This is a genomic window from Exiguobacterium sp. s125, from assembly GCF_018618605.1.
GTDB classification, from domain to species: Bacteria; Bacillota; Bacilli; order Exiguobacteriales; family Exiguobacteriaceae; genus Exiguobacterium_A; species Exiguobacterium_A oxidotolerans.
In genome coordinates this window covers 990,101-1,012,561 of record NZ_JACSMI010000001.1, presented here as the reverse complement: position 1 = coordinate 1,012,561, position 22,461 = coordinate 990,101, and the positions used below count along the sequence as shown (strand labels likewise).

The following is a 22,461-nucleotide window of genomic DNA, read 5'->3' as shown; positions in this document are numbered from 1 at the left end:
TGTCTGTTCTATCGAGAATACCACACCTGCTGTCATTTGGAACATTTTCCCTTTCATTAATCAAAAAAAAAGTCCCCCACTTCGACTACGGCTGTAGTGACGTGAGGGATGCGGCTTAATTCGTTGTCATGAATGGCTGGATGAATAATTTTAAGCGTTTTTGATAGTTGACTTGATCTTCGAGATACGTTTGACCATGACCCGCTCCTCGGACCGGATATAACTGCTTCAATCCAGGTTTTGCTTGATACAGTTCATAAACCATCCGCGATGGCATGAGTTGATCGTCCGTCCCATGGATGAACAGTGTCGGAATCATGATTTTGCTCGTTTGTCGTGTCACTGACACGTCACCGTAAAAGAAGTCCTGTTCGAATTTATTGAACGTGCTCGCCATCGCGAGTGACGGTCCTGCGGGATAACTGATCTGTCGATCCGCTAAATGATTGAGCCAGTCATCAAATCGGGCGTAGGCACCTTCAGAGATGACGACTTTGACTTGTGTCGGTAACATTTCTTCTCCAGCTGCGAGTAATGCGGTCGACCCGCCGACTCCAAGCCCGTGATAGGCGATGTGACTCTCGTCCCCTGTTTCTTCGAGAAGTCGTTTCGTCCATTCAATCAAATCAAGCCGATCGAGCCAGCCGTAATTCTTTTTCCCACCGTTTTCAGGCCGCCCCCGTCGTTCGACGACTAAGACATTGTAGCCGAATTGTTCATGATACAGCTGCACGAGTGGTGCAACTCCGTCCGGCGTCGCTTGTTCCTCGTCCGGGACGAGAATGACCGATTTGTTTGTTGACTCTGTTGCAGGTAGATAGTCTGCGTGATGAACGCGTCCATCCGTTTCGAACGTCTTCTGTTCGAACGGTTGGGCAGCAGACCATTCAGTTGCCTCGGTCACGGCGTCACTTGATTCATCAGCCGGTTTACCCGCAAGAATCGGTGACGCTTCCGACTCGCCGACTAATGTTTTTTGAATGCGGTATCCATCAAAACTGATTAATCCGATGAATACGAGTAGTATCGCGAGTACGATTGCTAGTCCTTTTCGCACAACATGAACTCCTCTCTTTTCCTATATAACGCGTTATTCGTTATCATACCGTATGTCCCCTGCTTCTGCACGGTCTGTTTTCAGAAAAGAGCGTTGGTACCAGGTCCGGACGTCCTCAAATTGCTTATGTGTAAAATAACCCGCGTTCAAATGTCCTTTACCACGCAGATTGATTTCAAACTTCAGCAAGTCCTTTTGTTCGAGAAAACGGGAGACGTGTCCCGACAAAGCCTCGATTTTTAAACGCGGTGCATAAATCGTTTCCCGGTTGACGAGTTGGCGACGTAAGACGAACAACTCCTGTTCGAACCCGTAACACGTATTGCGGTACCCCGTCCGGGCAACAACGTAATAGAGCGGTAAAACCAGGTACAACAGCATGCCGATCCATTTAAGCGGGCTCGTCAAAAAATAGACGAGTCCGGCATTGACTGCTGAAAACAAGACAATATACCGGACGAGCCGCCAACGGATGACATAGAAGAATCCGCGGTCGGTCGCATGTTGCATCGGTTTGACACGTTTGAAGCGCGGCAGAAACCGGTCGAGGAAGGCGTCGATTTCCGATTCCCGGATGAAGGGGTGGAACAACATCTGCTCTTCCTTCCCGTTCGCCGATATGACGTTGAGTAACAGGTGGGCACGCTTGAACCGTCGTTTGATCCAGTTTTCCTCGATGAATAAGGCTTGGACCTTATCCTGGTGAAAGATGACTTCCGTCCGGTTCAGTAATCCGTAACGGATGGTCAGCCGTTCATCTTTAAGTGTCGCTTCGAACGAACCGTAACGAACGACGTAGACGACAATCGATCCGATGTAGGCGAGGAGTAAGACAAGCAATCCGATTCCAATCAGGAGGACGAGTGATAAATGCGCCAATTCATTAAAGACACGATCGACATACTTTTCGATATATTGATCAATCAGTTGATACCCTGCAAAGAAACCGACTAGCGCCAGTCCGAGACGACCGGACAAGGCGCCGGCAAAAAACAGGTCGGACAAGCTGACACGAAACGAGTCCGTCGTCTCTGTTTGTTCTATCTGTTCGTCCTCTTCTTTAATCGTCGACTTCAAGGAAGTAGCGAACGCGAGCCGGACACCTTTTAATTCGACTTCCGGTTCACCGCCTTCAGAAGACGTTTCGACGGACAGCGTCGCTAAACCGAGCAGACGCTCGAGCAGGTTTTGGTTGATGCCGACGGATTCAATCCGCCGCCGTTGTGTCGTCCGTTCACTTTTACGGAAGACGCCTTTGTTGACACGAATCGCTTGGTCATCAATCGTAAACGTATAAAAATACCAAGAAGTGATTCCAGAAATGAGAAGAACGAGACAAAAAACACTAAAGCCGATGATTGTATACCAACCGAATCCATCGTTCTTTAAATCATTGAACAATAAAAAAGCGAGCGGGATGACCGTCGACCGGAGATGCGTCAGCGTCGACATCAAGATGAATAACGGGTGGACGCGACGTGTCATAAGGATTCCTCCTCTTGCTCCTCGAGTTTCGCGAAGCGTTCGATATGGCGTCTTAATTCGAGTGTGCGTCGTTCTTCGAGACGCTGGATTTCCGCAAATCCGGATGCCGTATTGACTTTGATGTTCATCAAGCCGGCGCGACGTAACAAGGGACCGGTCGATGTATCGATGAACTGAACTTTGACGAGTGGTATGATTTCGATTTTACGGAAGATGACGCCTGACTTGACGCCTAAAAATTCTTCATCGACCTGATAACGGAAATAGTCGTAACGCAAACGCGGTATGTAATAAAACTTTAAGATGAATAACGCGGCCACGAGTCCTGTCACGATCCACATCCACCACGGAGATAAGTCGAGCCACACAATTTGGACGGTTGTCATGACGGCAATCAAAAGCGCATACAAGCTAAACCGTATCGCCACATATTGCCGCTCGACTTTGACGGAGTCGAGTGATAACCGTTGCCAGCCACTTTCTAAGGATGAAGATTGCATCTGTTCCCACTTCCTTTCTCTTAAAACTACGGAGTCCATCGTCAATAAGTTTCACTCGGCTTAAATCGAACATTGACATTTGACCCGAAATCATCGCATATATAGAAGAGTAGAAATGTAATTCTAGGAGGTACCATGCTAACATTTGAAGAAAAATTAAACATCATTGAGTCGTTTCCACAACTCGTCCGAAAAGATGTTTCACTGAACCGTGTCAATTTCCACTTTCCTGAAAGTCAGTTTGAGAAAAAAATCGTCGTCTATCACCTTCATCCGAACGGGAACGGATTCGTCTATGCTGCCGGATTACCGGGCTACGAAGTCGATAACAAAGGACTCGTCAACATCCGTGAGTTTTCTGCTCCTGCCTTGATTCTTTTGCTTGAAGATGCAATCAAATCGTTATCGACGGTCGAGACGGTCGAAACGCTCGAAGAAACGTGGGTCAACGATAACCAGTTCGAACTCACACTTTTGAATGAAGACCTCGATACATGGCTCGTCTATGCAGGCGACTTGCTCGATGGTGCCTTCAATTCATACAAAGAAGCGGCAAACTATCTTGAAGAAGAAGGTTTCCGCCGTAAATAACGAACATGAACGGAACTGAATCATTCAGTTCCGTTCATTTGTATAACCAATTGATTTAACGTTTGTTTGACACGTTCTAAATCCTCCTCCGACACGCCGAGTGTCTCTTTTAAGGCGAGCGGAACTTGTTCCGCTTGCTCGCGCAACATATGCCCTTTGTCTGTCAACGTGATTTGGATATGTCGTTCATCTTTCTTATTGCGGACGCGTCGAATTAACTCTGACGCTTCGAGCTTTTTCAATAACGGGGTTAGCGTCCCCGAATCCAAATGCAACCGTTCGCCGACGGCTTTCAAGGATTGTTGATCTTCTTCCCATAAAACGAGCATGACTAAATATTGCGGATACGTCAGTCCAAGTGGTTCGAGCAACGGACGATAACGTCTCGTGATTTCCCGCGAAATTGAATAAAAGGGAAAACAAAGTTGTTCATCTAACGATAATGGGTTTGACATGATAGTCCTCCTCGGGAGCAAAGTACTTGCTTTCTTTTTTAAATTGTATACAATTTAATTGTAAGCTACTTAATAATAAGGAATCAACGAAAGGGAGTTATTGATTATGAAACCAATGTTCACATCATCAGCTACAGCAGTCGGAGGACGCGACGGACGCGTCGTTTCAGAAGATGGCGTTTTAGACGTCGCTCTCGCAATGCCAGTCCCAGGATCTAAAAAATCAGCGACAAATCCGGAGCAATTGTTTGCTGCTGGATACTCTGCTTGCTTTGATTCTGCATTAAATCTTGTTGCACGTAAACAAGGTATCAAACATGATGGAAGCGAAGTAACGGCGCACGTTACGTTGAACGAAGCAGCAGACGGATTTGCTTTATCTGTTGAACTTGATGTTCTCGTCCGTGGTGTATCGGAAGAACAAGCTGCCGAACTTGCAAAAATCGCACACACAGTTTGCCCTTACTCACGCGCGACAGCTGGAAACATCCAAGTCGATGTTTTCACACGTACGACTGACGCAGCATAAGCATAACATTGTCTGCCCTTTTCTAGTGATATCTACTAGAAAGGGGTATTTTTTTATTGTCAATGCGACGTATTTTGAGGTATCGTTCGTTTTTTGTATCAAAAATTTAATAAGTAATTACGGTAAATGAAATAAATAGTCCGTTATTTTAGAAAACACACTTCTATTAACAGTGTGTTTTCTTCGTTTGTTCGCTGTTCGCTTTACAGTTGGTTGACGGATAAAATGACCAACTCGCCGGAGACAATCATGTAATAGGCATCATCGAACCGGTGCCGGACATACCGCTCGGCGTCAAAAATCGTCACCATCGGCTCGGCATCTTCTCCGATCGTTTCATGTACATAAAAGCGATCACGCAAGACGCGTTCGAACGGATCCCGGTCTAAAAAACGGGCTCCCGTTCGTAAATTAATCACTTCATGGTGTTGCTCCGACCGGTCGTTGACGATAAAGATCGTCGATTCGACGTCATCATACGTAAAATCAAATGCTTCATAATCACTCCAGCGGATCCGTCCAAGTTCCGTCACGTCCGTTTCGTCACGGATTTGATAAAACACTTCTTCGTTCAAACGGTCCGTATAGGCACTGAAAATCAAAAATCCGGCTTGTTCCCCGAGGTACTGCACCGTATCCCCTTCCCCGTCAAGGCGTAAGAGTGTCTTGAAGGACAGGACTTCTGTCCCTAGTTCGATTTCCGAAACGATCGTCTCAAGTGAAGCGATTAATAACCCTTCCGAGTGATCAATTGGATCTTCCGGAGAAATCAAGCCGCTTTCGAGGGCATCATAAAAGGAAAATTCGTCGAGGCGCGTGTTGCAGACGATATAATCGACGTCTTGGAGTGTGACGAGGAAAAAGTACAGTTCCCGGTAATTTTCCGTCATCCCGTACAGCCGTTGATCATGGATCAAGTGTTGCTGCTTCGTCTTCGTGTCATATAAAAAGGCAGACGTCACACGGTCGACGTGGAGCAGTACCATGTAGCGTTCATTGAGGACCCAGTACAGTGACAAATCACCCGGGACGTTGAACGTCGCGACCTGTTCCGTCTTCCCGGATAAGAGATCAATCGTCAATAACTCCGTCGCTCCCCCGTTCGCCCGGTCGTGTTCGTTCAAGCAATAGACTTTCTGGTGTTTGACGAACGGACGGGTCGGTCCGTGATCCGTCAAAACGTCTTGCGACAAATCAACTTGTTCTTGATCTTCGAGGTCGAACCGGCTGATATGGTACTGTTCGGCGTTGACTTTTCGTCTGAAGTAAATCGAAGATGGTGTGACATGAAGTATGTCCGAGTGATCCGCTGGTAACGCACGCGCGTCTAGTATTTCCATCTTGTGCACCCCTCCTAAGCATGTTCTACAGTTCTTTTCCCACGATTGGTCCCGCTTGAAACAAGGTCATTTCGTGCGTCTACGGAATACGAATGATACAATACAGCTAGATAATACCACGATGAGGAAGGTGATTCGCTTGCACGCACAAGACTTGAATACGATGATGCTCGAATACGTCAATGATAAGGAAGATTATGACGCATTCGCAGATAAACTAAAAATTCTATTATCCGAGCTGCTCGACGCGGCCGGAATCAAATACCATTCGATCGTCTCACGGACGAAAGATTCGGAAAGCCTCTACCAAAAAGTCTTACGGCAACCGAACAAATACCGATCGCTCAAGGACGTCCACGATTTGACGGGAATCCGGATCGTCACCTATTTCCACGACGACGTCCGGGAAGCTGCCCGTATCATTGAAAATGAATTTTCGATCGACCGCGATCAATCCGTCGATAAATCGACGTTGCTCGATACGACGGAGTTCGGCTACTTGTCTGTCCACTTTGTTGCCGCCCTGAGTGAACAACGCCTGGCCTTAAGTGAATACGGTCGCTTCAAGTCACATACGGCAGAAATTCAAATCCGTTCGATTTTGCAACACGCCTGGGCAGAGATTGAACATGACTTAGGGTATAAAAATCCGAACAGCGTCCCGGCAGAAGTCCGGCGCAGTTTCAGCCGCGTCGCCGGACTGCTTGAGATTGCCGATCAAGAATTCGTCAACATCAAAAAGCAACTCAAACAATTCGAGGATGAGACCGTCCAACAGATTTTATCGGACCCGTATAAAGTCCGGATCACGTCCGATAACTTAAACTATTTCATTGACCACTCCCCTGTCATCAGTGAGCTCGACAAGCGACTCGTCACGTCACAAATGATGCTCGATTCCGACCAGCAACTGATTAATGAGTTGATCCGGATGTTCCATTACGTCGACATCCGCAATTACGGTGAACTGATCGATGCCGTCTCGAGTCATAGCACACTCGCCTTAAAATGCGCTCAAGTCATGCCGAATCCTTTTTTGCCGCGCCAAGGCATCGGTATCGCCTACATCTGCATGGCCGTGACGATTGCCGGGAACGACACACACCGGATCGATTACTTTTTCCGTCGATTCTATCCGGAACTTCGGAACGTCACGGAAATCATTACAAAAGTTCAGCCGTCGCATGATGAGATGATTCAAGAGAAAAATATTGATTAAACTAAAATTTTTCACTATACTAAATGGCGGGTAACGAAACTATCGTATGGAAAGAGTGAAGCTAAACATGGCAACGACAATCGAAGTAGCACAACGCGATCAATTGATCGTCGATACAGAAAAAGGACTCCGCATGAACTACCGCGCCATCAAAAAAGATGTTCGCAGCATGTTCACGACCTATTTGACACGGAATGAATTCTTCATTTTGAAGTCGCTTTGCGGGCAAAGTCCACAAATCGCATCCGCCCTGTCGAATGAATTCCAGTTCTCTGCAAGTATGATTACTGCACTTGCTGACGAATTGACAAAAAAAGGCTTGATTTCACGCGAACGCAGTGAACTCGACCGCCGTGTCGTCGAGCTCCGGGCAACACCGGACGGAATTGAACTGTACGGGAAACTTGAAGCAATGAAGATGGAGTACCTGTCGGACGTTTTCTCCGCGTTTTCAGATGCAGAACTTGATACGTTCCGGACACTCTTGACGAAACTCGAGCAACAGGATTAACATTTCCCCCTCTAGCTGACCGAGCTGGAGGGGTTTTTGTACTAGCAACCGAATTGGAGGATGATGAGATGACGCATGCTACTTTAGAGCAGGTGACGACGCTCCGTCAGTCGAAACAGTACGAGCAAGCAAAACAGATGATGCGCGAGCTGTTAGAGACCGATCGTACGAACCCTTACTACCATTTCCAGATGGCCTGGTGCTTCGATAACCTCGGCGAGGAGCAGGCTGCCGTTCCGCATTATGAGTTTGCGATCGCAAACGGCCTCGACACACGGTTTTTGACGGACGCCTTCATCGGGCTCGGCAGTACATACCGGGCGCTCGGACAATACGCTGCTGCGCATGACACCTTTACGGAAGGCTTAGTACGTTTCCCCGACAGCACGGGACTGAAGACGTTTTTAGCCTTGACGCTGTTTAATCTCAAGCAGCATGAGGAAGCGATGCAACAGTTACTTGACGTCATCACGACGATGACGCCGGACTCCGACGTCCATACTTACAGACAAGCCCTCCGTTATTACCGCGACCATTTACATGACGTCTCAAAGACGTAACCGACTGCCCGCTTAACCGTTCAATGATTCCTTCTCTTCCTCTTTTAGCGCGAAAGGAGCTTGTTCATGAAACGACCAGCAGAGGCACAACCGTCAGTCCTGACGATCATTGCCTATAAGTATCCCGACCGCCCCCATTACGAGTGGACTGGCAACATGCTGATAAAAACAGACGACTACGTGCTCGTCCATGGACAAGCAGGCAGAAGACTGGTCCATCACACACGGGGACAGACCTTTACCTACGCGACACAGTCGCTTGAGTTTTATCCCCTGAATGCGCCGTTTACGGTCAATATCGACTTCGATGCACACGGTGCCTCCTATCACTGCAACGTCTGCCTGCCCCCACGGCTCGACGGGGATACCCTTTCCTTTCGACCTCGACCTCGATTATGTCCGCAATCAAGCAGGTACCTGGCAGGTCGTCGACCGAGACGAGTTCCTCGTCAATCAACGGACGTTCGCCTATCCTGCCCGACTGATTGAACAAGCGGAAGCTGCCTTGACGGACTTGATTAAACACGTGACCGAGGGACGGTTTCCGTTCGACGGGTTTCTTCAACAGCATCTGTTCCGGCTAGCGCATCGCGTCAACTGATTCAAGCGCTTCTCGATTCATCTTACGTGCTCCCCTTCGCTTTTCACGGGAATCACTAATTTCCACCAACTGTAAAATAATGACACAAAAAAGACGATCGATGTAGATGGTTAATCCAATCCATCGCTCGTCTATTAATTTTGGTGTTGACATTTTTATCTTTACCTCAAAACAAAAGCAGGGAAGAATGTGTCTTCCCTGCTTTTTTTTACGATGATGGCTGTCCTGGGATATACTCCGAGATGATCCCAAGTAACTCCACGTAGGCCTGTTCAAAATCAATGTTTTCAATCATATAATCATAGTGGTCCCGGTCTTTCCAAGCTTCCGAGTAATCGATGAGCCGTGCTTCGAACTCAGGTGTATCCCCGCGCATCAACAGACGTTCTTTCATCAGATCAGGTGGAACGGACACGAAAATCGTGATGACACGGTCTTCGAACAATTCCTTGAATGCTGCCGCACCTTTCGGATCGATGTCTTTGATGACGATGCCGTTCGTCGTCAGGACGTCCTCATACGCTTGTCGGGGTGTTCCGTACCACGCCCGGTGGACATGGGCGTACTCGATGAACCCCGTCTCTTGAATCAATTGCTGGAACGTTTTTACGTCGACGAAATGATAACTTTCCCCATCTTGTTCGGTCGGGCGTTTCGGTCGTGTCGTCACGGAGGGAATGAACCGGACATGTTCATACTCGTGTCGTAATCGTTTGATTAAGGACGACTTCCCGCTGCCCGATCCACCAATCAATAGAATGATTTTACCTGACATCGTCATCCTCCTTTTGTTGTTGCCTAGTCATGAAATACCCCGAAACACGCAGCGCGAATTGTTCGAGTTCGCTATCGTCGACGACCCCGTAAATCGAACGGATGACGACGAGATACCGATCGTATTCAATGATGCGCGCGACATCATTTCGGGTCATCTGGACACGTTTTTCCGGATAGCTTGCGACGTAGTACCAGTCGACGGCAATACGTTCCGGTGTCGGTGTCGCATAAATCCACGTCTCGCTTTTCAGGTCATGTTCAATCGTACTTTTTAAAGAAAAACGTTGTACGGTCTCTAATTCGGTTTTTGCGTCTTGAAGTCCTGCTTGGAAGTCATCCGGTCGTGTCGCTGACTGTGCAACTTGTTTCGGTTGCGGTTGTGGTATTTTTTGAAAACCAATCTCGAGACCGATGCCAAGCGCAATCAGTGAAGCTATGATAGTCAACACATACCCCTTCCGCATGACGCTTCCTCCTTAGTCGATCGACAGGCGCGCTTTGAATCCTTTTGGATCATTGACGATGACGGCATCAATGCCGATTGCCTCCATCCGTCTGACATCCTCTGCCGATTTCGGAGTATAGACGCGGACGGAGATTCCTGCTGCGTGAGCCAGTGCGACGTCTTCTGCCGTCACGCGACGATAATCCGGATGAATGCCCTTCGCCCCGAGCTGCTTCGCTTGTTGCTCCGGGTGAAACAAGGGATACGGATAGAGCAGTGCTGTCTCGAGCGACGGATCAAGCTGACGAATCGTATCAATCGAGTAATGATTGAAGGAACTGAAGATTAATCGATCTGGTGCAAGCTGATGGGCACGGCACCGTTCGACGACGTAGGCCTCGAGACCTTCATAACGGATCGTATCCGTCTTCAGTTCGATGTTGAGGACGATTTGCGTTGGCGCCACGAGCTCTAAGACTTCGTCAAGTGTCGGAATCATCGCACGCTGCGGTCCCGTACCTTTAAAGCGCGCTCCCGCATTCAATTGTTTGAGTTCTGCAAGCGTAAGATCAACGACACGCCCTGTTCCGTCCGTCGTCCGGTCGACCGTTTCGTCATGAATGACGATTCCGACGCCGTCTTTTGAGAAATGGACATCGAATTCGATGCCATCGACGTCCGGTAAGGCTGCTTCGAACGCCTCGAGCGTATTTTCCGGAAACGCGTCACTTGCGCCGCGGTGGGCAAACCATTGCATCACAGCGTTTCGACGACGCGTGTATATTTCTTCGTCAAGTAATCAATCAACGGTTGGACCGTAATCGATTGCCCGGTCGCTGCTTCAATCAATTCGGCCGGCGTCTTCGCTTTTCCGTGTTGGTGGATATTTTCCTTTAACCAATTTTTGATCGGTGTAAACGAACCGCTTGCAATCAGTTCGTCGATGTCTTTAACATCCCGACGCATCGCTTCGTTCAACTGGGCACTGTAGACGAGTCCGAGCGCATAGCTCGGGAAGTAACCGAACGAACCACCTGACCAGTGAACGTCTTGTAAGACACCTTGTGCGTTCGATGGGACATCGACTCCAAGGTATTCTTTATAAAGGCGGTTCCATTCCTTTGGCAGTGCCTTGACTTCGAGTTCACCCGTGATGAGACGTTTTTCAAGTTCGTAGCGGATAATGATATGCATCGCGTATGTCAGTTCATCCGCCTCAATCCGGATCAACGATGGTTTGACTTCGTTAACGGCAGCATAAAATGTTTCGAATGGAACGTCCGTCAATGAAGGAATCGCAGCTTGCAACCCTGTATAACGTGCTTCGAGGAAACCACGGTTGCGTCCGATGAAGTTCTCAAAAAACAATGATTGTGATTCATGAATCCCCATCGATGCCCCTTCACCGAGACCAAGGGAGTCGAGTTCCGGATCGATGCCCTGTTCGTACGTCGCGTGACCGGCTTCGTGCATCGTCCCGAAAACAGAGTTCCGGTAATCCGCTTCATCATATTTCGTCGTGACACGGGCATCTTTGCGATTGATTGTCGTTTGGAACGGGTGGACCGTCTCGTCCAAGCGACCGGCTGTAAAATCATAACCGATATCGTTCAACCACTCGTGATTGAGCTTAATTTGTGTCTCCCGGTCTGCTGACCAATCGAGTTTCGGGAATGTTTTCCCATCAAGATCGGTGAGCAACGTGATGATTGCTTGACGGAGCTCCGCGAACAATGGATCGAGCTGAGCGACCGTCATTCCTGGCTCATAGTCATGGAGCAATGCGTCGTATGGGTGATTTTCGTATCCCCAGTACTCGACGAATTTACGTTCTGTCGCGACGATTTTTTCTAAGAATGGTTCGAACATCGCCCAGTCATTCGCATCCTTCGCTTTTTCCCAAACACTTTCCGCTTCCGAAATCAATGTCACAAAGGCTTGATATTCCGCTTCCGGAATTTTTGAGTCCCGATCAAATGCCTGTTTCGCTTTCTCGTACGAGATCGCATCGAGTCCCGTCAACGATTCTTGCCCCATCGCGCCTAACAAGGACTGGTACTGTTCCCCTGTCCGGCGACGGAAACTTTCTGTCGATAAGAAACCGAGTGATTTCGAGCGGTTCGGCGCTGATTGTTCCGGCATGTATGTCCGCATGTCCCAGTAGAGTAAAGCGACTGCTTCCTCATAGGCACCAAGTGCGTCAAAATGGTCGCGCCACTGTTGTAACGTATTCATTCTAAAATCCCCCTTAAAATATGTAATGGTCTACGTTTTTTAGCATATCACAAAATGTTCAAAACATTCATACAGGAACATCTCCTGAAACCTTTGTGGTCATTTGAACGTATAAATTATATAATCAATGTAACGGAGAAAGGATGGACCACACGTGAAAACAGATCAAGAACTGGCGACAGCCATCACCATCGAGTCAAACGGACAAACGCAACTGATTACCGGTCAACCACCTGAGTTAGACTGGATTGGTACGGGACGAAGTGCCTTCGTCTTTCGGATTCAAGGAACGGACCGCGTCATCAAAAAATTTTTCCCTAGCCATCGTCATCTTGCCGTCCTTGAAGGAGCGATTTATGAGCAATTGTCGTCGTTTTCGACGTACGCCAAACAATACGCCTACGGGGCGGATTACCTCGTCATCGAATACATCGAGGGACAGACGTTGTTCGACTGTCTCGTCAACGGGACGTTGATTCCCCGGGACGTCATCCGCTCTGTCGATCAAGCTTTAGCGGACGCACGCTCCGTCGGCTTAAACCCGTCCGACATCCACTTGCGCAACATCATGCTGACGAAAGACGGGACACGGATCATCGACGTCGCACGGTTCCGTCAGACAGAACCGTGCTCACAGTGGGACGACTTAAAGCGCGGGTATGATTACTTTTATTGCAAATCGTATTTTCCGAAAAAGCTGCCGGAGGCTTTTCTGAACACAGTCGCCGATATTTATAAACGCCGAATGTTCGAGTCACACCGTAATACCGGGTGACGCAGATAGATGAAGCGGTAACGTATCTTATGAACGATGAGATACGGTAACGTTTTTCCTGATTCACTTCATAACTCGACTACTGAAACAGGAGAATTCATCCGTTTTCGTCATACATTTTTTGGTATAATCAGGATAGATGAAAAGCAATTCATACCCTGTTTGAAAGTAGGTCGACAGATGAAAGAAATGATTCAAACGCACGATGATTTACTTGACATGCTTGACGATTTACTGCGTGAACCGACCGCATTTTGGAATGATTTTTACGCCGACCGTGACAAACGGATTCCTTTTTTCGTCAACAAGCCGGACGAAAATCTCGTCCGTTATTTTGAACGCGGTATCATCGCACCGGGTCACGTTTTGGAGCTCGGTTGCGGCCCGGGGCGTAACGCGCTGTATTTTGCAAGACAGGGATGTACCGTGACCGCTGTCGATTTATCACGTCAGTCGCTTGCCTGGGCGCGCGAACGGGCGCAGGAGGAGCAGCTCGACGTCGACTTCATCGAACGGAACATCTTTGATTTCCCCCTTGCTAAAGAGGCGTATGACATCGTTTACGATTCCGGTTGCTTCCACCATATCGCTCCGCACCGCCGACGCGATTATCTTACGCTCGTCACCGATTCCTTAAAGCATGGCGGACATTTCGCCCTGACTTGTTTTATCGAAGGCGGTGAGCTCGGCGGATCCGACATCTCCGACTGGGAAGTGTACCGGACACGCAGCTTAAACGGTGGATTAGGATTCACGGAAGAGAAGTTACGGTTGATTTTTGCTGACTTCGACGTGATTGAAATCAGACCGATGCCGATGATGCCGGCGTCCGCGACGACTTTCGGTCGTACTGGACTGTGGACGGCAGTGTTTCAAAAAAAGCACGATAATGGACCTCTGCTATATAAAAAGAACGTAGCAACGTGAGCCCTGATGTGCACCTGACAAAAAACCATGGAGGACGACCTCCATGGTTTTTTGTCACTTTGCTTTTTTTCCAGTCACGCGTTTCGGTTTAGCGAATAACCCGAAATACAATCCGACCAATACGCTGACGATGATCCAGCCATCTGTTTTATCCATCTCGATGCCTCCCGTCTTTCACTGAAGTGTTTCTAAATCATACACCAATGAATGATTACGCGCTTCATGAACACTCATTTCTTTCGACTTACGATTGAAAATGATAATGGAACAATACGAGCACCGACAAGATCAGGGACTGATTTTGCTGCTCCTTGACTTTAAACGTTACGTCGGACCGCAAGTTCGCTTTACTCGTCGCAATCACCTCAGTCCCTCGCCAGACTTTAATCTTCGAGGATAACGTCGAGGACGTGACTTCGTACTCGACGTCTTGATAGGACAGGAGCATGACTTCTTTAAACGTACTCATCCGTTTCAGTGACGCGTCGGTCCGGACCGTGCCTACGACTTCACCGTTTTCGTAGACGAGCCACTTTTGATTCCGCGCTAGAAGAGAACTCCGTTGTTCGACGTAAGAAAACGTACGGTCGGAAAAACTGAAGTTCAGATTCAAGAACCACCCCCGCAGCTTTGCCGAGAGCTGAACAAACAAAAATTGCCATCCTTTTGGATAGCTCCGTCGATAGGATCCAATCTGCTGTGCACCTTCCAGCACGTATTTCGGTCGCCGTGTCGTCCGTTCGACGCAACGTGTCGCTATCGTCTTCGTGCGTCCCACGTACCGCATGTCGCGTCTGATTTGCCAGTAATCGAGAAGCGCGCCACCAAGTGCTGCGAGCAGAAGCAGCGAAATCAGACCAAATTCCAGCCAACTGAACATGCCGGTTAAGAGGAAGCGGATGACCATTCCAATCGTCAATAATCCATACAATAACAACATTTCACCCATCGTCATTCTTGCCTCCTTTTAATACCCGCTCGTTAATCCTGGTTTTAGTGTACACTAGCACGATTACGATAGTAAGGATTATCTAAATGAGTTAAAATATGTTAATGGATGGAATTCAAGGAGGAGATGCAGCATGACTGAACAACGACAAATCGCACTCGTGACCGGTGCCAGTCACGAACGGGATATCGGGGCAGCGATCTGTCGGACGCTTGCCGCACGAGGCATCGAGATTTTTTTCACCGCCTGGCAAGCGGAAGCCGACTGGATCCCATCATTTGAAGCGGAGTTAGCAACATTCGGTGTCCGGGCAAGAGGATTCCGGATTGACTTAGCCAATCCGGCGGCGGCGGCAACTGTCCATCAAACCGTCGTTGGGACGCTCGGCCAACCGTCGATTTTAATCAACAACGCCGCTCACTCGACGCAGACCGACTATTTGTCGCTCGACGCCGCAGCGCTCGACACTCATTATGCGGTCAATATCCGCTCGACGTTACTGTTATCGGTCGAGTTCGCCCGCCACCTGCAAGCGTCACCGTTATCCTCAGGACGGATCATCAACATGACATCCGGCCAGGAACGCGGACCGATGCCGGGTGAACTTGCTTATGTCGCGACGAAAGGTGCGATTTCTGCTTTTACTCAGACGTTCGCCCAGGAAGTTGCCCCGTTCGGCGTGACGGTCAACGCCGTCAACCCCGGTCCGACCGACTCGACTTGGATGACGGATGAGATCCGCTCCGCCCTGCTACCGAAATTTCCCTTTGGCCGCATCGGGGCACCAAACGACGTCGCCCGCCTGATTTCGTTTCTCGTCAGTGACGAAGGTGCCTGGATCACCGGGCAAGTTCTGCATTCGGAAGGTGGCTTTATCCGTCAATAATGGCATAATCCGTTAGTCGGCGAACGAAAAGGTCACTGGACGATGACGTCCGGTGACCTTTTTCGTTTTCTTATGTTGCATACGAATCAGACGTCATCCCTGCAAAAATTGAGTCAAGGACGGAGCGACGACTTCTTCGCGTTCCAGTGTTTCATGACCGACGACCATCACTTCGCTCGTTACGAGATCCACACATAACAGGTCCCCATCCATGTCTTCGTATCCGATAATGTACCATGATTTTAATCGATCCGCTTGATGGTGTTCGACTTCAATGATACTCCGAAAAATCGCTTGTGATTCCTCAAACAGATCAACCGGATGAACACATGCATAACGTGGCAATCCATCGACATCTGTCAATCGTATTTCTTCTTCCTCAACCGGTAACATCGCCATTACTTGTTCAATCGTCATCACTTCTTCTTCACATCCCTTTTAGTAGCACGTCGCTGTTTCATCTTCAGTTTGATGCTTCTTTATGTTAGTAAACAAAAACAGACTTCGGATACTTCCGAAATCTGTTAGCGTCATGACGTATTTTTCTAGGGTAGCTCAGTCGTTTCGATTGGTCAACCCAAGGAATTGGGCTTTTTGATTAAACAGTTTCCGGTAGGACAGGTAGCCGACCATGACGGAAGACACGGCAGCATTCGTCAAAATCAGGAACAGGATTAATAACTGGTACATGACAGCTTCCATCGGATCGGCCCCACCGATGATCAAACCGCTCATCATGCCGGGAAGCTGGACGAGTCCCATCGTTTTCTGCGCCTCGATCGTCGGAATCATACTCGTCTTGATGGCGCTTTTCAAACTTCGGTCAATCGCTGTTTTCGGAGTACCTCCGAGCGCTAAAATCAGCTCAATGACTTCATCGCCCCGTTCGACCTCATCCTTGAACTTATTCAGGAACAAAAGCGACAAAATCATACAGTTGCCAATCACCATCCCGCTGATCGGAATGACTTCCTGCGCTTCGAACGGAATGATTCGAAGACCGAGCATGATGCCCATCGTCAAGACTTCGACACTGACTAACGTCAGTAAAATAATGCCCGTAATCCCGGGAATTCCGTCACCCTTTTTGATGATGTTGAGCGTTGCCGCGACAATCATCAACAGAATCATCAACCCGATGTAAATTTTACTGTCACTTTCGAAAACGAACGTCAAGAGATAACCGACAATCAACAACTGGACGATCGACCGGACCGTCGCTATCAAAATATCGTTGCCAAGTCCAAGCTTTAACGTATATGTCAGCACTAACGGAATCAAGATAAAGACTAAGGCGGAAGCGAGTTGCACGTAACTCATTGGTCGACCCCCTTGACGAACGCTTCGATGGCGGGATTATCCGAGCCCTCAATCAATTCAATCGTTCCCTGTTCAATCAATTGCCCGTCTTTTAAGAACCACATGTCATCACTGACACGGCGCGCCTGTTCGAGATCATGCGTAATCCAGATCACCGTCACGTTGAATTCCCGTTGAACTTTTCGGACGAGCGCCTCGATTTCCTTGACCATCCGGTAATCGAGACTGGCCGTGATCTCGTCGAGCAACAGGACATCCGGTCGGTTGACGAGTGTCCGCGCGATCGCGATGCGGCTTTTTTCGCCACCCGACAGTTCCTTGACGTTTTGTGTCAACGGGACCTCTTTCAAGTCGACCCGCTCCAACAGTCGTTTTGCCTCTTCCTGTTCCAATGTCTGATTGAAGATCGCTTTCGGAAGATTCAAATTGTCGTACACAGTCCCCGCAATCATCGGGGCACTTTGAAAGGCCATGCCAATCTTTTTTCGAAGCTCCATCATATCGATGTCTTTTAAATCGGTTCCCTTAAAATAAAGCGTCCCGGCGTCCGGTGAAAGTAATCCGTTGATTTGTTTCAGACACGTCGTTTTCCCGGCGCCGCTCGGTCCGACGAGCGTCGTGATTTTTCCTTCCCGAAACGTCCCGGAGATCCCTTTGAGTATCGATTTGTACTGGACATCCTTAAATTCAATGACTGCCACACCACTCCACCTCACCTTTTTGGTCGTTTTTTCTAGTGTAGCAGGGACGGTTGCCGCGCGGACAGCGAGAAGGTTCGACAGATGCACAAGGCTTACACCATACAGATGAACGAATCGCGGACATCACGTCAGACGATAGACCCAGATTTCTTCGCCGTTCGTTTCATCGATCCGTTTGATATCAGTAAAGCCCGCTTGCCCGTAAAAATACTTGGCATGCGTATTTTCTGTGTGTAAGCTCAACACGATTTCATCGACTTCGAAATGGTCTTCGATGAAACCGATTGCTCGTTTTAAAAACTGCGTTCCTAAGCCTCGTCCTTGATACTGCTGACCGATCATGAACCGGTCAAGCCAGATGTACTTGTCCGTCCAGTTTTCAGCACCAATCATCATGAACCCGACCGGCTGCCTGTTTTCGCATAAGGCATAACAACGCCAACCGTGGTCGTGATCGTTCATCGCTTCCTGAAGCGACTGCGCGTTCGTTTCGATATATACGCGCTGCGCGGCTGCGACTTTTAATCCGAGAACCGCGGCCAGATTCGCGTCCTTAATGTCTTCGATCGTCATGAAAGGATTCATTGGCCATTCACCTCCTCTGCGTTCTTGTGATCTCTACAGTCTGCTCAAGACACGAACAAATCCCGCATCGCTTCAACAGACTAAGCGCGATACGGGTTATAGCGTACATGGATCAATGAAACAAGCGATTTTACCGTCCTTCACGAATGACACGTGTTTTCGCAAACTCATCTTCCGGTAAAACGGAGGCATCCTTCAGATAACGCTGACGGTCCTTAAAGAATTTCCCTGCTGTGAATACTTCACGGTAAGCAATCCGTTTAAGGATTTGTGTCGTTTTCAACGGTTGGTCGTCTTGACTGACGACACGAAGTCCCATAACACGACTGCCGACCGTTCGGCCATCCGTCAAGCGTAATTGAACCGTTTCCGTGACGACATCGACGACGGACTGGGTGACGATGCCACGGATGACGGGACGTTTGACCCGTTTGAGAACTGTTTCTTCAAGGACATTTACAATGACAGCGTTCACCATCAAGTTAACGACAGCCGCTCCGATTCTTCGTTTTGTGAGGGATTCCATTTAAATCATCCTTTCTCGATTTGAATTTAAAAAAATGCCCCTTCTTTTTCTGAAGAAAGAAGGGGCGTCATGCAAAACGATGAAACGTCCTGTCTGCCCAGCCATGCGGTGACTTCAGAGGCAACGAACATCCCCTCTCTTTTCCCGTTTTCTCATGGATTTAATCGAACGGTGACCGTTGATGTTTGAACAGTAATCTGTCTGAGTGTTGAAGCGTCAGCGTTGTCCTTTGATCGTTGAACATTCAGCTTTGACCGGACGGTCGCAAGGACCATCTTGGATGCTAATCGGTCAACCGATTAGAAGATGTCCGTTATCGCACGGACGACGCGTGTTCGGTTATGAAATCATCAGACAAACAGGACGGTAGGTTTAGATTAATATTTTCGTAAGTGTATTACTTTCAGATAGACTGAAATCGACTTCGGCATCAAATGCGTCGATTGACTCGTCTAACTGTTGAATGACTTGCCGAAGACCGGAGGGATCAATCAATTTCGGTTCTAATCGTTGGATGAACAGACGACGCGTTTTTTCAATTTCTTCCGCGTCCCCTTTTTCACGCGCACCGTATGTCGCTTCGATATGATTTTCTGCACGCCGCTCGATCTCGATACGTTCCTGTTCAATCGTCTGCTCCACTTCATGCAGTTGTGTTTTGAGCGTTTGTAACAATTGGCGATCGTAGTCAAGACCCGTATCGCGACGATCAATCGCTTCCGCGACCGTCATCTCGGTCCCGGCGATTCGGACACGCGTCACGGCATTCGATGCGGTAATCGCTGCTTTGATTTGATTTCGACGCTCAATCAATGCGCGAATCGACTGGAGATTTGCCGCCGCTTCCGTCGCGAACTGTTCGACGTTCGGAAAACCGACAGGCGGTTTGTCTCCCGTATGCAATCCGATAAAGTGACCAAGCTGACCTTTTTTAATCCGTTTATCTAACATTTTTAATTCCACTAATCCACGATGGATCGACATCTCAATCTGCTCGATGTTCGCCACTTCCTTTTTAGATACTCGTGAGCTCCGCTCTACCTTTTCAGCATAGCAGAAAACACTTTGAAAATCGGGCAATCGATGTTTCTTTCAACCTTACAAAATTGTCATATACTGATTTACCTTCATGTTATAATTCCATTATCAGGATATTCATGTTAAGAAAACGGAGGAACTGAACGCATGCCACACAGACTGCAATTGACGGCCCCCCAGACGCTCCAGTGGGTCGAGCAACCCCTAGCGCCCTTGCAAGCAGATGAACTACTCATCCAGACATTACATGGAGCAATCAGCATCGGCGCGGAATTGCCGCAAGTCATGGCGACTGACCGGTCAGACCTCGCCCCGACCTATCCGAAGGAAACGGGATACGAGAGTTACGGGGAAGTGCTGGCAATCGGAGAGGATGTCTCAGACATCCGTGTCGGTGACCGCGTCGTCGCTTTTTACGGTCATCACGACATCGCCACCGTCCGCGCAGCAAAAGTCATTCCCGTCCCGCGCGACCTGCCGCCGCAACTCGCCTTGTTGACGATTTTATCGTGTGACGCCGCAAAAGGCGTCCATAAACTTAATCCCCGTCCGTCGGATGCCGTCGCCGTGACCGGGCTCGGGACGATCGGGTTATTGACCGTCTTTTACCTACGTCACTACTTCGGTCTCTCGCGCATTGACGCCGTCGACCCGGACGAAAGGCGACATGCACTCGCAAAACAGCTCGGGGCAACCCGCACGGTTACGTCCGGAAACGACCTCGAGCTGAATACCTATGCCGCTGCCCTCGAATGTTCGGGACGGCAAACCGCGTTTGCGCATCTTCAGGAGGCACTCGTCCCCCATGGTCAGCTCTGCATTCTCTCTGACGGCAATTACGACGTCTTGTCGCTCTGCCCAAGCTTCTATGCAAAAGAGTTACGGATCGTCGGATCGAGTGACGGGCTCGATTACCGCGCCCATGCGGACTGGTTTTTGCCGGCCGCCCGAAAGACGCCTGCCTTGTTCAAGCTGTTTGAGCAGTCGGTCGATTGGTCGGACTTGATTCCATGTTTCGAGGCTTTACAGGCAGGTGCAAAACCGTTAAAAGTGTTTGTCAGCTACGACTGGTGACCGTGTTTGTCTGACAGACACGCCGTTCGGATCGACGGCTTCGATGTTTTCCCCCGTAAAGACGACTTGCTGTAAGACGGTATGATCACCAGGCACCGTCGTCACTTCATCGATTGCATGGCCGAACAACCGCTTCAACTCCTGTTCAAAGCCGACTTGTTTCGTCGCCAGTTCAAGCCGTTTCAGATGAGGACCGTTCGATAAAATCGCATCGTGATGCGTCTGCAGTTCAATCCGACAGGCGTACGGGGTCTGGATGAACGTCCGCCGGTCATTCGCTTGGATGGTCCAGCCCATCTGTTGTGCACGTTCGAGAAGCAGTGTCCGTTGTTCGGGTGTCACGAGAAAACCGAGATGGTCGAAGCGAACGGCTTTCCCGTGACCGAACGTGACGTTGATGGCGCCGCGTTTCATCTCGATGATTCGAAAGCGAATCCCGTCGTCCCGAAAGTCATCCCATGTCAATGGCGGATCAAACGCGGTAAACGCGCCGTCGGTTTTTCCAATCCGTTGCGTGACCGCAAACCCTAATTTTTCATAAAACTGCTCCGTCGCCTCAACGTTCGGCGTCCAAAGATGATAATGAAACAACATCGGCGTTACTCCCCTTCGCAATTAGTTCAGGGAACGTCATCACATCGACGCCCCCACTGTCGTCTAAAAATTGTTGTATTAACGGTAAATGAGCGGCACCATAGAGGACGAGAATCCGTTCCCCCGGCTCCGCCAAATCAAGAATCCGGTTCGCGATTAACAGATTGCGGTAGTACCAGTACTGGATGACCCACCTCGCCCCGACGTGCGTCGCCGGATCTAGCCGGGCGAGTTGCCGGTACGTCCGGTGACTTGCTTCGACCGCCTGTTTGTCATTTAGTTGTTCAAGGAACGAGAGGTAGGTCTGCCCAAGTAATCCCGCTTCGAGTGCCTCGGATTTTTGTTGTTCGGCACACATCAAGCGGTCAAACGCGACCGGGTCGAGCTGTTCGAGTTCCGCAAGATTCGGGACACCTTCCACCGTCTGATTCCAGTCCACCGCCTGCAGACCGGCCAGACCTGCCAAGCGCGCTACTCGAAACCCGAGTTGATGGCGTTCATTCGCCGTCAGCGTAAAGCTTTGCTTGAGGTAAGCGGAATAGTCGGCATTCAGTGCACCCGCCTGCTCAGGCAAAGTCTCTAGCGCGACTTCTGTCGGACGAAATGTTTGCAGGACCTCGGCGACCTGTTGAATCTCCCGCTGCCGTTCGTCTGAAAACACATCAAAGATGCGCGGACGAAACAAGTCTCCGTTATCAGGACGGTCCAAATGAACGGTCCCGACGAGTAATACGGTCGCGCGTTGTACCATCGACACCTCTCCTTTCTACTGCTATTTCCA

Annotated in this window: 28 protein-coding genes; 10 read left to right on the top strand and 18 right to left on the bottom strand. The window is 49.2% G+C overall.

Annotated features, from left to right (window positions below; all coding sequences use genetic code 11):
• Window positions 1-115: 115 nt before the first annotated feature.
• Genes KNQ05_RS04955 through KNQ05_RS04945 form a run of 3 tightly spaced genes read right to left on the bottom strand, consistent with a single transcriptional unit; the run spans window position 116 to window position 3,042 of the window.
• Window positions 116-1,057, bottom strand: coding sequence for an alpha/beta hydrolase (locus tag KNQ05_RS04955; protein WP_214804517.1), 942 nt, complete (start codon window positions 1,055-1,057; stop codon window positions 116-118).
• Between the two features lie 33 nt (window positions 1,058-1,090).
• Window positions 1,091-2,542: a PH domain-containing protein gene (locus tag KNQ05_RS04950; RefSeq protein WP_214804515.1), complete on the bottom strand. Its 1,452-nt coding sequence runs from the start codon at window positions 2,540-2,542 to the stop codon at window positions 1,091-1,093.
• Window positions 2,539-3,042 (bottom strand): PH domain-containing protein, encoded by a 504-nt coding sequence (locus KNQ05_RS04945; protein WP_214804513.1) that lies wholly within the window; start codon window positions 3,040-3,042, stop codon window positions 2,539-2,541. The genes KNQ05_RS04950 and KNQ05_RS04945 overlap by 4 nt, the downstream gene beginning before the upstream one ends.
• Before the next feature lie 135 nt (window positions 3,043-3,177).
• Here KNQ05_RS04945 and KNQ05_RS04940 point away from each other — a divergent pair, with 135 nt between their 5' ends.
• On the top strand, window positions 3,178-3,633 hold the full coding sequence (locus tag KNQ05_RS04940; RefSeq protein WP_029330281.1) for a hypothetical protein: 456 nt from the start codon (window positions 3,178-3,180) through the stop codon (window positions 3,631-3,633).
• A gap of 20 nt (window positions 3,634-3,653) precedes the next feature.
• Here the strand turns inward: KNQ05_RS04940 and KNQ05_RS04935 are convergent, their stop codons facing one another.
• Window positions 3,654-4,091, bottom strand: a complete 438-nt coding sequence (locus KNQ05_RS04935; protein WP_353048690.1) for a MarR family winged helix-turn-helix transcriptional regulator — start codon at window positions 4,089-4,091, stop codon at window positions 3,654-3,656.
• Between the two features lie 103 nt (window positions 4,092-4,194).
• On the opposite strand from KNQ05_RS04935, the gene KNQ05_RS04930 reads away from it, so the two are divergent.
• Window positions 4,195-4,617 carry an organic hydroperoxide resistance protein gene (locus KNQ05_RS04930; protein WP_029330285.1) on the top strand — a complete coding sequence of 141 codons (423 nt, stop codon included), beginning with the start codon at window positions 4,195-4,197 and terminating at the stop codon, window positions 4,615-4,617.
• Window positions 4,618-4,820: 203 nt separating this feature from the next.
• Here KNQ05_RS04930 and KNQ05_RS04925 read toward each other — a convergent pair whose 3' ends face one another.
• On the bottom strand, window positions 4,821-5,957 hold the full coding sequence (locus tag KNQ05_RS04925; protein WP_214804509.1) for a Six-bladed beta-propeller, TolB-like protein: 1,137 nt from the start codon (window positions 5,955-5,957) through the stop codon (window positions 4,821-4,823).
• A gap of 130 nt (window positions 5,958-6,087) precedes the next feature.
• Between KNQ05_RS04925 and KNQ05_RS04920 the strand changes: the two genes are divergently transcribed.
• The 4 genes from KNQ05_RS04920 (at window position 6,088) to KNQ05_RS04905 (ending at window position 8,848) form a co-directional block, all read left to right on the top strand.
• The gene (locus KNQ05_RS04920; protein ID WP_235195154.1) at window positions 6,088-7,176 is read left to right on the top strand and encodes a GTP pyrophosphokinase; all 1,089 of its coding nucleotides are present in this window, start codon (window positions 6,088-6,090) and stop codon (window positions 7,174-7,176) included.
• A gap of 67 nt (window positions 7,177-7,243) precedes the next feature.
• A complete protein-coding gene (locus KNQ05_RS04915; RefSeq protein ID WP_088837198.1) occupies window positions 7,244-7,687 on the top strand; it encodes a MarR family winged helix-turn-helix transcriptional regulator in 444 nt (147 codons plus the stop codon).
• A gap of 68 nt (window positions 7,688-7,755) precedes the next feature.
• Window positions 7,756-8,247 carry a tetratricopeptide repeat protein gene (locus KNQ05_RS04910; protein ID WP_088837199.1) on the top strand — a complete coding sequence of 164 codons (492 nt, stop codon included), beginning with the start codon at window positions 7,756-7,758 and terminating at the stop codon, window positions 8,245-8,247.
• A gap of 316 nt (window positions 8,248-8,563) precedes the next feature.
• Window positions 8,564-8,848, top strand: a complete 285-nt coding sequence (locus tag KNQ05_RS04905; protein WP_088837201.1) for a DUF402 domain-containing protein — start codon at window positions 8,564-8,566, stop codon at window positions 8,846-8,848.
• Window positions 8,849-9,056: 208 nt separating this feature from the next.
• Here the strand turns inward: KNQ05_RS04905 and KNQ05_RS04900 are convergent, their stop codons facing one another.
• Genes KNQ05_RS04900 through KNQ05_RS04885 form a run of 4 tightly spaced genes read right to left on the bottom strand, consistent with a single transcriptional unit; the run spans window position 9,057 to window position 12,305 of the window.
• On the bottom strand, window positions 9,057-9,623 hold the full coding sequence (locus KNQ05_RS04900; protein WP_214804507.1) for a guanylate kinase: 567 nt from the start codon (window positions 9,621-9,623) through the stop codon (window positions 9,057-9,059).
• Complete coding sequence (locus tag KNQ05_RS04895; RefSeq protein ID WP_214804505.1) at window positions 9,613-10,089, bottom strand: hypothetical protein; 477 nt, start codon at window positions 10,087-10,089, stop codon at window positions 9,613-9,615. The genes KNQ05_RS04900 and KNQ05_RS04895 overlap by 11 nt, the downstream gene beginning before the upstream one ends.
• A gap of 12 nt (window positions 10,090-10,101) precedes the next feature.
• A complete protein-coding gene (locus KNQ05_RS04890; protein WP_251132444.1) occupies window positions 10,102-10,827 on the bottom strand; it encodes a glycerophosphodiester phosphodiesterase in 726 nt (241 codons plus the stop codon).
• Window positions 10,827-12,305: a carboxypeptidase M32 gene (locus KNQ05_RS04885; protein WP_088837205.1), complete on the bottom strand. Its 1,479-nt coding sequence runs from the start codon at window positions 12,303-12,305 to the stop codon at window positions 10,827-10,829. Before KNQ05_RS04885 ends, KNQ05_RS04890 begins: the two co-directional genes overlap by 1 nt.
• Before the next feature lie 154 nt (window positions 12,306-12,459).
• On the opposite strand from KNQ05_RS04885, the gene KNQ05_RS04880 reads away from it, so the two are divergent.
• Both KNQ05_RS04880 and KNQ05_RS04875 read left to right on the top strand, forming a co-directional pair.
• Entirely contained in the window at window positions 12,460-13,080 is a 621-nt protein-coding gene (locus KNQ05_RS04880) for a lipopolysaccharide core heptose(II) kinase RfaY (protein ID WP_088837206.1), read from the top strand.
• A gap of 180 nt (window positions 13,081-13,260) precedes the next feature.
• Window positions 13,261-14,007: a class I SAM-dependent methyltransferase gene (locus KNQ05_RS04875; protein WP_214766168.1), complete on the top strand. Its 747-nt coding sequence runs from the start codon at window positions 13,261-13,263 to the stop codon at window positions 14,005-14,007.
• Between the two features lie 244 nt (window positions 14,008-14,251).
• Here KNQ05_RS04875 and KNQ05_RS04870 read toward each other — a convergent pair whose 3' ends face one another.
• The gene (locus KNQ05_RS04870) at window positions 14,252-14,962 is read right to left on the bottom strand and encodes a tubby C-terminal domain-like protein (protein ID WP_214771108.1); all 711 of its coding nucleotides are present in this window, start codon (window positions 14,960-14,962) and stop codon (window positions 14,252-14,254) included.
• 127 nt (window positions 14,963-15,089) lie between these two features.
• On the opposite strand from KNQ05_RS04870, the gene KNQ05_RS04865 reads away from it, so the two are divergent.
• Window positions 15,090-15,842, top strand: a complete 753-nt coding sequence (locus KNQ05_RS04865) for an SDR family oxidoreductase (protein WP_214771112.1) — start codon at window positions 15,090-15,092, stop codon at window positions 15,840-15,842.
• Between the two features lie 93 nt (window positions 15,843-15,935).
• Here the strand turns inward: KNQ05_RS04865 and KNQ05_RS04860 are convergent, their stop codons facing one another.
• The 6 genes from KNQ05_RS04860 to KNQ05_RS04835 form a co-directional block, all read right to left on the bottom strand.
• Window positions 15,936-16,262 carry an SMI1/KNR4 family protein gene (locus KNQ05_RS04860; protein WP_157898485.1) on the bottom strand — a complete coding sequence of 109 codons (327 nt, stop codon included), beginning with the start codon at window positions 16,260-16,262 and terminating at the stop codon, window positions 15,936-15,938.
• 135 nt (window positions 16,263-16,397) lie between these two features.
• Window positions 16,398-17,162: an ABC transporter permease gene (locus KNQ05_RS04855; protein ID WP_214771115.1), complete on the bottom strand. Its 765-nt coding sequence runs from the start codon at window positions 17,160-17,162 to the stop codon at window positions 16,398-16,400.
• Window positions 17,159-17,863, bottom strand: a complete 705-nt coding sequence (locus tag KNQ05_RS04850) for an ABC transporter ATP-binding protein (RefSeq protein ID WP_214804501.1) — start codon at window positions 17,861-17,863, stop codon at window positions 17,159-17,161. Before KNQ05_RS04850 ends, KNQ05_RS04855 begins: the two co-directional genes overlap by 4 nt.
• Window positions 17,864-17,986: 123 nt before the next feature.
• Window positions 17,987-18,448, bottom strand: a complete 462-nt coding sequence (locus KNQ05_RS04845) for a GNAT family N-acetyltransferase (RefSeq protein WP_214804499.1) — start codon at window positions 18,446-18,448, stop codon at window positions 17,987-17,989.
• A 130-nt stretch (window positions 18,449-18,578) separates the two neighbouring features.
• On the bottom strand, window positions 18,579-18,974 hold the full coding sequence (locus KNQ05_RS04840; RefSeq protein ID WP_214804497.1) for an RDD family protein: 396 nt from the start codon (window positions 18,972-18,974) through the stop codon (window positions 18,579-18,581).
• Window positions 18,975-19,346: 372 nt separating this feature from the next.
• Window positions 19,347-19,982 (bottom strand): hypothetical protein, encoded by a 636-nt coding sequence (locus KNQ05_RS04835; protein ID WP_353048362.1) that lies wholly within the window; start codon window positions 19,980-19,982, stop codon window positions 19,347-19,349.
• Between the two features lie 177 nt (window positions 19,983-20,159).
• On the opposite strand from KNQ05_RS04835, the gene KNQ05_RS04830 reads away from it, so the two are divergent.
• Entirely contained in the window at window positions 20,160-21,086 is a 927-nt protein-coding gene (locus tag KNQ05_RS04830; RefSeq protein ID WP_214804495.1) for a zinc-binding dehydrogenase, read from the top strand.
• Here the strand turns inward: KNQ05_RS04830 and KNQ05_RS04825 are convergent.
• Together KNQ05_RS04825 and KNQ05_RS04820 are read right to left on the bottom strand one after the other, a co-directional pair.
• A complete protein-coding gene (locus KNQ05_RS04825; protein WP_214766178.1) occupies window positions 21,057-21,680 on the bottom strand; it encodes a VOC family protein in 624 nt (207 codons plus the stop codon). The genes KNQ05_RS04830 and KNQ05_RS04825 overlap by 30 nt on opposite strands.
• Window positions 21,643-22,431 carry a DUF5694 domain-containing protein gene (locus KNQ05_RS04820; protein ID WP_214804493.1) on the bottom strand — a complete coding sequence of 263 codons (789 nt, stop codon included), beginning with the start codon at window positions 22,429-22,431 and terminating at the stop codon, window positions 21,643-21,645. The genes KNQ05_RS04825 and KNQ05_RS04820 overlap by 38 nt, the downstream gene beginning before the upstream one ends.
• Window positions 22,432-22,461: the final 30 nt, after the last annotated feature.

What these genes read in the sequence shown, in the direction of transcription:
- KNQ05_RS04950 (WP_214804515.1), bottom strand. Translation starts at nt 2,542, where the DNA reads ATGACACGTCGCGTCCACCCGTTATTCATCTTGATGTCGACGCTGACG.
- KNQ05_RS04945 (WP_214804513.1), bottom strand. Translation starts at nt 3,042, where the DNA reads ATGCAATCTTCATCCTTAGAAAGTGGCTGGCAACGGTTATCACTCGAC.
- KNQ05_RS04940 (WP_029330281.1), top strand. Translation starts at nt 3,178, where the DNA reads ATGCTAACATTTGAAGAAAAATTAAACATCATTGAGTCGTTTCCACAA.
- KNQ05_RS04930 (WP_029330285.1), top strand. Translation starts at nt 4,195, where the DNA reads ATGAAACCAATGTTCACATCATCAGCTACAGCAGTCGGAGGACGCGAC.
- KNQ05_RS04925 (WP_214804509.1), bottom strand. Translation starts at nt 5,957, where the DNA reads ATGGAAATACTAGACGCGCGTGCGTTACCAGCGGATCACTCGGACATA.
- KNQ05_RS04915 (WP_088837198.1), top strand. Translation starts at nt 7,244, where the DNA reads ATGGCAACGACAATCGAAGTAGCACAACGCGATCAATTGATCGTCGAT.
- KNQ05_RS04910 (WP_088837199.1), top strand. Translation starts at nt 7,756, where the DNA reads ATGACGCATGCTACTTTAGAGCAGGTGACGACGCTCCGTCAGTCGAAA.
- KNQ05_RS04900 (WP_214804507.1), bottom strand. Translation starts at nt 9,623, where the DNA reads ATGTCAGGTAAAATCATTCTATTGATTGGTGGATCGGGCAGCGGGAAG.
- KNQ05_RS04895 (WP_214804505.1), bottom strand. Translation starts at nt 10,089, where the DNA reads ATGCGGAAGGGGTATGTGTTGACTATCATAGCTTCACTGATTGCGCTT.
- KNQ05_RS04890 (WP_251132444.1), bottom strand. Translation starts at nt 10,827, where the DNA reads ATGCAATGGTTTGCCCACCGCGGCGCAAGTGACGCGTTTCCGGAAAAT.
- KNQ05_RS04885 (WP_088837205.1), bottom strand. Translation starts at nt 12,305, where the DNA reads ATGAATACGTTACAACAGTGGCGCGACCATTTTGACGCACTTGGTGCC.
- KNQ05_RS04875 (WP_214766168.1), top strand. Translation starts at nt 13,261, where the DNA reads ATGAAAGAAATGATTCAAACGCACGATGATTTACTTGACATGCTTGAC.
- KNQ05_RS04870 (WP_214771108.1), bottom strand. Translation starts at nt 14,962, where the DNA reads ATGACGATGGGTGAAATGTTGTTATTGTATGGATTATTGACGATTGGA.
- KNQ05_RS04865 (WP_214771112.1), top strand. Translation starts at nt 15,090, where the DNA reads ATGACTGAACAACGACAAATCGCACTCGTGACCGGTGCCAGTCACGAA.
- KNQ05_RS04855 (WP_214771115.1), bottom strand. Translation starts at nt 17,162, where the DNA reads ATGAGTTACGTGCAACTCGCTTCCGCCTTAGTCTTTATCTTGATTCCG.
- KNQ05_RS04845 (WP_214804499.1), bottom strand. Translation starts at nt 18,448, where the DNA reads ATGAATCCTTTCATGACGATCGAAGACATTAAGGACGCGAATCTGGCC.
- KNQ05_RS04840 (WP_214804497.1), bottom strand. Translation starts at nt 18,974, where the DNA reads ATGGAATCCCTCACAAAACGAAGAATCGGAGCGGCTGTCGTTAACTTG.
- KNQ05_RS04830 (WP_214804495.1), top strand. Translation starts at nt 20,160, where the DNA reads ATGCCACACAGACTGCAATTGACGGCCCCCCAGACGCTCCAGTGGGTC.
- KNQ05_RS04825 (WP_214766178.1), bottom strand. Translation starts at nt 21,680, where the DNA reads ATGTTGTTTCATTATCATCTTTGGACGCCGAACGTTGAGGCGACGGAG.
- KNQ05_RS04820 (WP_214804493.1), bottom strand. Translation starts at nt 22,431, where the DNA reads ATGGTACAACGCGCGACCGTATTACTCGTCGGGACCGTTCATTTGGAC.